The sequence below is a fragment of the Moorena sp. SIO3B2 genome, assembly GCF_010692525.1.
Classification (GTDB): domain Bacteria; phylum Cyanobacteriota; class Cyanobacteriia; order Cyanobacteriales; family Coleofasciculaceae; genus Moorena; species Moorena producens.
This window is the reverse complement of the sequence record NZ_JAAHHE010000204.1, coordinates 3,808-11,651: the sequence shown is the minus strand read 5'-3', so window position 1 is coordinate 11,651 and position 7,844 is coordinate 3,808. Positions and strand designations below refer to the sequence as shown.

At 42.7% G+C, this 7,844-nt stretch carries 7 protein-coding genes; 3 read left to right on the top strand and 4 right to left on the bottom strand.

Annotated elements, in window-relative coordinates:
* Positions 1 to 3: 3 nt before the first annotated feature.
* Positions 4 to 2,001, bottom strand: coding sequence for a molecular chaperone HtpG (gene htpG / locus F6K38_RS27675; protein WP_287358279.1), 1,998 nt, complete (start codon positions 1,999 to 2,001; stop codon positions 4 to 6).
* Between the two features lie 19 nt (positions 2,002 to 2,020).
* Complete coding sequence (locus F6K38_RS27670; protein WP_287358276.1) at positions 2,021 to 3,121, bottom strand: RRXRR domain-containing protein; 1,101 nt, start codon at positions 3,119 to 3,121, stop codon at positions 2,021 to 2,023.
* Positions 3,122 to 3,479: 358 nt separating this feature from the next.
* Between F6K38_RS27670 and F6K38_RS27665 the strand changes: the two genes are divergently transcribed.
* Positions 3,480 to 3,611 (top strand): hypothetical protein, encoded by a 132-nt coding sequence (locus tag F6K38_RS27665; protein WP_267872022.1) that lies wholly within the window; start codon positions 3,480 to 3,482, stop codon positions 3,609 to 3,611.
* A gap of 93 nt (positions 3,612 to 3,704) precedes the next feature.
* Here the strand turns inward: F6K38_RS27665 and F6K38_RS27660 are convergent, their stop codons facing one another.
* Together F6K38_RS27660 and F6K38_RS27655 are read right to left on the bottom strand one after the other, a co-directional pair.
* The gene (locus F6K38_RS27660; RefSeq protein WP_008183625.1) at positions 3,705 to 3,986 is read right to left on the bottom strand and encodes a hypothetical protein; all 282 of its coding nucleotides are present in this window, start codon (positions 3,984 to 3,986) and stop codon (positions 3,705 to 3,707) included.
* Between the two features lie 190 nt (positions 3,987 to 4,176).
* On the bottom strand, positions 4,177 to 5,157 hold the full coding sequence (locus tag F6K38_RS27655; protein WP_287358273.1) for a sulfotransferase domain-containing protein: 981 nt from the start codon (positions 5,155 to 5,157) through the stop codon (positions 4,177 to 4,179).
* A 358-nt stretch (positions 5,158 to 5,515) separates the two neighbouring features.
* On the opposite strand from F6K38_RS27655, the gene F6K38_RS27650 reads away from it, so the two are divergent.
* Both F6K38_RS27650 and F6K38_RS27645 read left to right on the top strand, forming a co-directional pair.
* Entirely contained in the window at positions 5,516 to 6,736 is a 1,221-nt protein-coding gene (locus F6K38_RS27650; RefSeq protein ID WP_008183629.1) for a glycosyltransferase family 4 protein, read from the top strand.
* A gap of 335 nt (positions 6,737 to 7,071) precedes the next feature.
* A complete protein-coding gene (locus tag F6K38_RS27645) occupies positions 7,072 to 7,326 on the top strand; it encodes a hypothetical protein (protein WP_287251816.1) in 255 nt (84 codons plus the stop codon).
* The last annotated feature ends 518 nt before the right edge of the window (positions 7,327 to 7,844 follow it).

Here is a 7,844-nt window from a genome sequence, read left to right as displayed (position 1 = left end):
TTACTATTGCGTCAAGCGCGTCATAACCTTATTGGACCGTTCCACAAACGCCTTCATGCCTTCGGCATCAAAGCCTTTCTGAGCCATCAGTGCCAGGTCATAGACATGCTGACAAATCATGCTAGCCAATTCCGCTGAGGGAGACTGACCGCCACTCTGAATAATACTGCCTTGACTGAGGTTGACTAGATTCTGAATCAGTGGGTGGGTGGTATTGACCACTAAAATATGTTCCTCTGGAAACTGCACCGACTCCTGCTGCATCATGGCAGTCATTTCCTGTAGACGGCGCATGGCTTCCGGCAACAATACCATTGCCGGTGGGGTGCCTTGGGGGTCATCAGACTTCAGGGCTTGAGTCCGGACATTGACCTTAGGCTTATTAATGGCTTGCTCAAACAGTTCCTTAATCAGGTCAGAACGGGTTTTGTTGGTCTTCGGGTCAACAATCTCTTTTTCCTGCTCCTTATCAACAAGGGTATCATCCAAGTCTGAATCCACCCGAGAGAACTTAGCCTCTGTATATTCCCGTTCCAAGAAGCTAATGTAGTGGGTGTCGATAAAGGAGTCCATAAATAGGACTTCTAACCCTTGATTTTTGTGCAGTTCTACATAAGTGGCTTGGCTAGCCTCATCAGTGCAATAGAATACCCGATTTTCGTGATTTTCTTTATTGCGCTCTAGATACTCTTTGATAGTAGTGTAGGGTTGAGAAGAGGAAGACTTGCCCTGTTCGGTGCCCTCATCCGGGGTGACATCCTCCCAAGCATCCCCATCTTGGGATTGCACTTCTACCTTAGGGGTGTCAGTGCTTGGAGCTTCCGAACTTTCCACCGGTTGATAGGTGGTGCGGAAGATCACAATATCTTCTACTTGTTTCTTAAACTTATCGCTATTGAGGCAGCCAAACTTAACAAATGTACCCACATCTTGCCAAGAACGGATGTACTCATCCCGCTCATCCTGGTACTGTTGCTTTAAGCGATCGCCAACTTTTTTAGCAATAAAGTCACCAATCCGAGCCACTGTCCGGTCTTTGGTCAGAGCAGAACGGGAAACATTCAGGGGAATATCAGGGCTATCAATCACCCCTCGCAGTGGCATTAGGAAGTTAGGAATTACTTCTTCACAGTTGTCACTGACAAACACTTGATTACAGAAAAGCTTGATTTGCCCCTTAGTCACATCCACGTCTGGCTTCAGTTTAGGGAAATAGAGAATGCCATCAAGCAAGAAAGGATAATCTGTGTTTAGATGTACCCACAGCAAGGGTTCATCTTGGAACGGGTAAAGATAGCGATAGAACTCCAGATAGTCTTCTTTGGTCAGGTCTCTTGAGGATTTCTTCCACAGTGCCTCATGCTTGTTGATCACCTCATCTTCCAGCTTGATGGGCACTGCCATGAAATCACAGTAGGATTTCACTAGCTGGCGAATCCGTGAGGGTTCTAAGTACTCCTGTTCCTCCTCTTGCATGGTGAGGGTAACAGTAGTACCCCGTTCCGTCCGCTCTGAATCCGATAGTTCAAAGGCTGGAGAACCATCACAGCTCCAATGAACGGCTGTTTCCCCTGATTTATAAGAGAGGGTATCAATTTCTACCTTCTGAGCCACCATGAAAGCAGAGTAGAAACCCAATCCGAAGTGACCGATAATCTGTTGGTCAGCTTGCTTTTGGTACTGCTGGATAAATTCTTCAGCGCTAGAAAAAGCAACTTGATTAATATACTTTTTCACCTCATCGGCAGTCATCCCAATGCCGTTATCCGAGATGGAGAGAGTTTTTTTATCCTTATCAATGGTAATTTTAATTTCCGGGTCTCCCACATCCCCGTCAATCTCCCCAGAATAAGAGACCATCTTCAACTTCTGGATGGCATCCACTGAATTGGAGATCAGCTCCCGCAAGAAGATTTCGTGATCGGTGTAGAGAGACTTCTTGATAATCGGGAAGATATTCTCAGTATGAATCGTGATTGTGCCTTGTTCCAGTACAGTCATCAGTTCTTCGCACCTCCAATTAGTTGTTTACAAGTAAGCCCGTTGAACGTTTTAGGAGTCGGACTTTTCGGGCAGTAAATTGTCCTATCCGTTTCCAATTGATATCGCTAACGGAAACCTGTTTTGCTGTCTCGCCACTCACCCAACCATGGGTTATCTTTCCGGCTTTAACAGCTTCAACGTAGTCTCCTTTACGAAAACCATGACTAGTAGTGGTTCCTCCGTATTTACGCCGCTTTCCACATGCACGAAAATTCAACAGGTGTAATTGACGACGAATTATAGGAGCACGTCTAATAACAGAAAACAAAGCGTTAGTTATATTGCAGTTTTCTGGGATACTCAATTTACCTTTACTGTGATAGTAATTCTTGCGCCGCAAGAAATGAGTAGCAGCTAAAGCTATTCCATCTATTGCATGAGTGTTGACTGTCTGCCGACTTTTGTCGGTTTTGTCTTTGACCAGTCCTAGAGCTTCCCTTTTTAGAGCAGTCTCCCAGCCTTGTTTTTGAGTGACTGGAGCTATTTTTTCTAGCTGAGATATTGACCAATATTGGCCTACCATGACAGGAGAAAAACCTTTGTCTCCTCTAGCCTTTACTACCTCATAGACAATAGCTTTTACTGGGTATAAAAGGCTAAGCTCTTTGGCCACCCTTTGCTCTAACTTGCGATTTGCTCGAATTGAAGGAGGTACCTTTTTGTTTACTCTGTTTGAGAATCGCTTTTGTCTATGAGACCTTTGAGAGTAAGGTACCCTGCGATCTATTCGACGACTTCTGCGAGTTTTTTCGGCGAAGCCGACGCTACGCGAACGCATCATTCGTCTAGTATCCATGCGTTCGCGAACCTTCTTGTATGGCAAAACTAAATGTCCCGTCCAAAGAGTGGCTTTGTTTGACTGAACAGCAATGCCAGAAAACATCTTTCCAGGGTCAATCCCAATAGCAATATCCTGAGTTTGTTCCTCAGATGGTTGGTTAACTAACTGAACAGCAAAAACATTTAGATCGTTTTGGTAAATAACAGCTAAACCTTGATTAAGCCAACGTCGAGCACGAGATGCTTTTGTAGGCATCAATGGTCTTCCATCAGGTGAAATAACTGGAACTCGTAACATGGTGATAAACCTCACGAGAAAAGTATTTGGGCACTTGACCCGTCCCCTGGACCACCGAATTTAAGATGTCCTGTCTAACAGCGACTGACAACACAGTCTTGAAGAGACTTGAACTGGGGAAGCATCCAAGCGTTCGTTCCAAAATTCGGCTCAAATGGTCTAGTCAAACACGCATAATTGGTTGTTTATGCAAGCCCCATCCCTCAACAGGGTGGGGTTATTGACTGGTATAGCTACATTTATATGAATGTCCCTTTAACGATTCTGAGGGATTATTTTTGATACGACATATGGGGTTGTCCACCGATAGGGATTCGGATTTCCGTATCTTGAGGAAGACTAGTGAAGTTGTAAGCCTATGCGCGAAGCGCACGGGTGCGCGTTCAACGTTCAGCGGTCAGCGGTCAGCGGTCAGCGGTCAGCGGTCAGCTATTTTATTCAACAGCTGTTCGGTTTAGTGTGGCTTTTCGCCTTTAGCTGTTCCGTGTAGCATGCCCCTAGCCCATAGGCTGATCGCTGATAGGTGAACGCGATCGCACCTCAAGTAGCGCTAATCGCTGATAGTTTAATTATTGAAAATCCACTAGTCATCAATATCCAGGCTAGCATATTGAGCGAAATCACCTAAATATTTTCCTTGACCTTCTGCTGCTTGCTGGATACCCCGTTTCACCTGCGCCAGGGTTTCGGGATTTTGCCATAACCACTGTTCTTCTTCTGGAATTGGGTCGAGTAGGATTTGTCCTGTATCGTTAATCAATACTCGGTAGACTTTTGCCTTAGCTTGCGGTCCTAATTTTAAACAAAATTGGTCATCAATTTGGGCAGCATTCTCAATTACCTGGAAGTTTTGGTTAAGAATCATTTTTACTAGCCTATTAGCTAGCTAGATATATACACTAGTTTAGTCTAGTCTGGTGAATAAGCCCACTTGTCTTGAGTGCGATTGACCACAGGTCACGCTACGGGATTGACCACAGGTCACGCTACGGGATTGACCACAGGTCACGCTACGCGATCGCTACACACCCCACACCTGATAACCCACAACAGCTTCAGGGTTTATACTGGTAAAAATCCGATAAATGTTCCTCCATTTGGTGATTCAGATAATCAATATCTTCGTTATTTAAATATTCAGTAAATCCTCCAACTTTTCCTTTACGAGTTTTGTAAGACTCTTGATCTTGCTGGTCAGTTGGTGTCAAACGATCCGATTTAAATGTCCGGTTTTTTTCCATCTGGCGCATATTCTTAAACGAGGCAAAGTTGACAGCTTCTTCAATTACTTCATCCTGAACTGATTTAACTCCTAAAAACTCTAAAACCCGCCTCAGTTCTTTTTGGGTATTTGTTTTGATATCTTCATAACGCACCAGCAGAAAATCTTTCGGGAGATGGCGATTAGCTTCCCATATATTGTAATAGCTAATTAAAGTATCAAAGCTCCCCACTGACTCATGGATGAAGCTATGCAAATCCCCTTCATAGGGTTTAATTCGTTCAGCATACTGCTTCAGAGAGTCTACTTGCTGCATGATGTGGGCATAGTGTCCCACCCGTTTAGTATGTTCAAAATAGATAGATACTACTACATCCCTAGGGTCTCGGACTAATAAAATTACTTTAGCATTTTTATAGTTGGCTTTACTTTGAACAAGTTCATCAGGCTTTTTCCATTCTGGTTCATCATCATGAATAACTCGAATTTTTGGGACATCAGGGTGCAATGGCGCTAAGGTTTCCAACTCCAAAATTCTCTCCATAATTTTGGGGTCAGTTAGCTCTAAGTGCTTTTCTAGTGCCCGTCCAATCATCAATCTGAGCCAAGTTCGTCCAGATTTAGGAAATGAAATCAGATAGGCATCTACTGACCGTTGATCATACCAACGCACTAGACTAGTTATTAGAGGCTTTTGAGCCATTCGTCCTAGGAATGTTCCTAGTTTTCGTCTTCCTTCTGGTGGTAGTTTGCTCTTGACAAAAGACCAAGCACCAACAAGGATTGATCGCACTAAAATCGCGTTAAGTATCATAATTATTTTAGAGAGATTTAGTTGACAAAATGGAACAGGAAGTCGGGAGTCGGGAGTCGGGAGTCGGTTATATTAGGAAAAATATCGATTTTTTTGGTGTTTTTTTTATCAATCATAATTTCAATGGTTATGGACTTGATTAACTCTTGCCTCTAGCATGCCTCTTGCCTTTATTTTTGCTTTCCCTTAATTAACTTGCCACAATGAATTCACTTGGAATAGGATATTGTAATTAGCAGCTAACCAGATAGATTAACAAAGTTTTTTATTCCCTGTTCCCTATTCCCTATTCCCTGTTCCCTGTTCCCTGAGCTATACAATTTAACTATATACCGATAATAAATCAATCCGCAATACCATGACTAAAGTTTTTATAATCTGTTCTGGTCTGGGTCATATCCAGCGGGGCTATGAGTCTTTTGCCGAAGAGTGCTTCAGCGCTTTATCCCAGGAATCATCTCTTGATATCACCCTGTTTAAAGGAGGAGGTAAGTCTAAAGACAAAATGATTACATTATGGAATCTGCCACGGTATAGCTGGATGGCAGCTCAACTGGGAAGATTGGTTAAGCAATTAAGTGAATTTTTAAAAAAAGGTGACTATTTTGTCAGACAAGAAGGCTACTTTATTGAACAAGCATCATTTACCTTAAGTTTATTATCCCATATATATCGTGAACGTCCAGAGGTAATTTACTTTAGTGATGATGGCTTAGGCTATCTACTGTGGCACTGGCGGCGTTTGACAAAACAGAATTATAAGCTGCTTTTCCGTAATGGAGGAGCCTTATCCCCTCCTTTTTCCCGTTGGGATCATGTACAGCAGTTAACACCAATTCACTTTAAACAGGCGTTAAATTATGGAGAGCCTGCTGAGAAACAAAGTCTACTTCCTTCTGGATTCTTTATCCCTGCGAAATTACAGATACTGTCACCATTAGAAAGAGAGGGGTTACGAGAAAAATTAGGACTACCGAAACAGCAACCGTTAATTCTTTCTGTGGCAGCAATTAACAACTCTCACAAGCGCATGGATTACATTATTCATGAAGTAGCGAGTTTACCAAAACCTAGACCATTCCTATTATTATTAGGTCAACAGGATGCTGAATCACCGGAAATTATTCAGCTTGGCCAAGAGCTATTAGGGCTTAATCAGTTTCAAGTGCGAACTGTTGCTCGTGAGCAAGTAAAGGATTACTATCAGATTGCTGATCTTTTCGTCTTAGCGTCTCTCCATGAAGGATTACCACGAGTAATTGTTGAGGCAATGTCCCATGGTTTACCTTGTTTAGCTCATGATTATGACATTACTCACTTTGTTTTAGGCAATGAAGGATATTTAGCGAATTTTGAATTAACTGGAAGTTTAGCTAATCTAATTTCTCAAGTGTTGGGGGAAGGTTATAACCAAAGTAAGCGTGAAAATTGTCATCGTACGGTCTATGATCGGTTTAGTTGGCAGCAGTTATCGCCAGCCTATGTTGATATGATTCAACGGTGTAGATTAATGGCAAAGGGAACAGAGAGTAGGGAGTCGGGAGTCGGGAGTCGGGAGTCGGGAGTCGGGAAATTATGATTTTTAAGATTTACTGTTGTCGAGGTTTTCGGTAATATTACTCCGAAAAAAAACTCGATGCTCAGCAAAGATACGCTACGCGATCGCTAACTTGTTATTACAATTTTAGCTAACCAATTTTATCGGTAATTTTAATAAAAAAAAACGCGATTGACCTGCATGTCACTCTACGCGATCGCTTCCGATTTTTTACTGATTCCCGATTCCCGATTCCCGATTCCCGATTCCCTCGTTTCCTTTAAATTATCCCTCAAAAAAAAATTATAAAAACCCTTGACAATATGTTTTGTAATCATTATGATTATATTTATAAACCTAAAAAGAGTTTTTCGACTATGCATCACAATTTTCGGCCAAATTCAGACAATAATCCAGAGCATATCACTCCGAAGATTACTCCTGAGGAGTTTTCCGAAAAAGAATTCCTTGTTCCGTATATTCTGAAGGGAACTCGCCAGCAAATAAGCAATACAATGCATATCCTTAATGCCATGGGCTATGCACAGCTTTCGGAGTGGAGTCCTCTTCAACCCACTGGAATTCCAGGCCAATTTATTACGATCATGAGGAGATACTGGATTTGGCGTTAACACCTTGTCTTGATGCAGTCGCTCATGGGGGAAACCCCCAAGACCGCGCTGCATCGCTAAATTTCTGGGGGGGAAACCCCCCCCGGCCAAAGGCTCCGGTCTGTTCGCTACGCGAACAGATAGGTGAGAAAATTCAGTGCATAGTCGAAAATTCCTAGCCGTGGAAAGTATTTCTGCGGCTATTTTTTTGGGTTAGCAGGTTTAAGGTTAGGATGTTGAAGGTTAGCAGGTTTAAGGTTATTAGTGTTGAAGGTTAGCAGGTTTAAGGTTAGCAGGTTTAAGGTTAGCAGGTTTAAGGTTATTAGTGTTGAAGGTTAGCAGGTTTAAGGTTAGTAGTGTTGAAGGTTAGCAGGTTGAAGGTTAGTAGTGTTGAAGGTTAGTAGTGTTGAAGGTTAGGATGTTGAAGGTTAGTAGTGTTGAAGGTTAGGATGTTGAAGGTTAGTAGTGTTGAAGGTTAGCAGGTTGAAGGTTAGCCATCAGCATTCAGCCAAAGACCTTGGCCTTCGGCTGAATGCTGA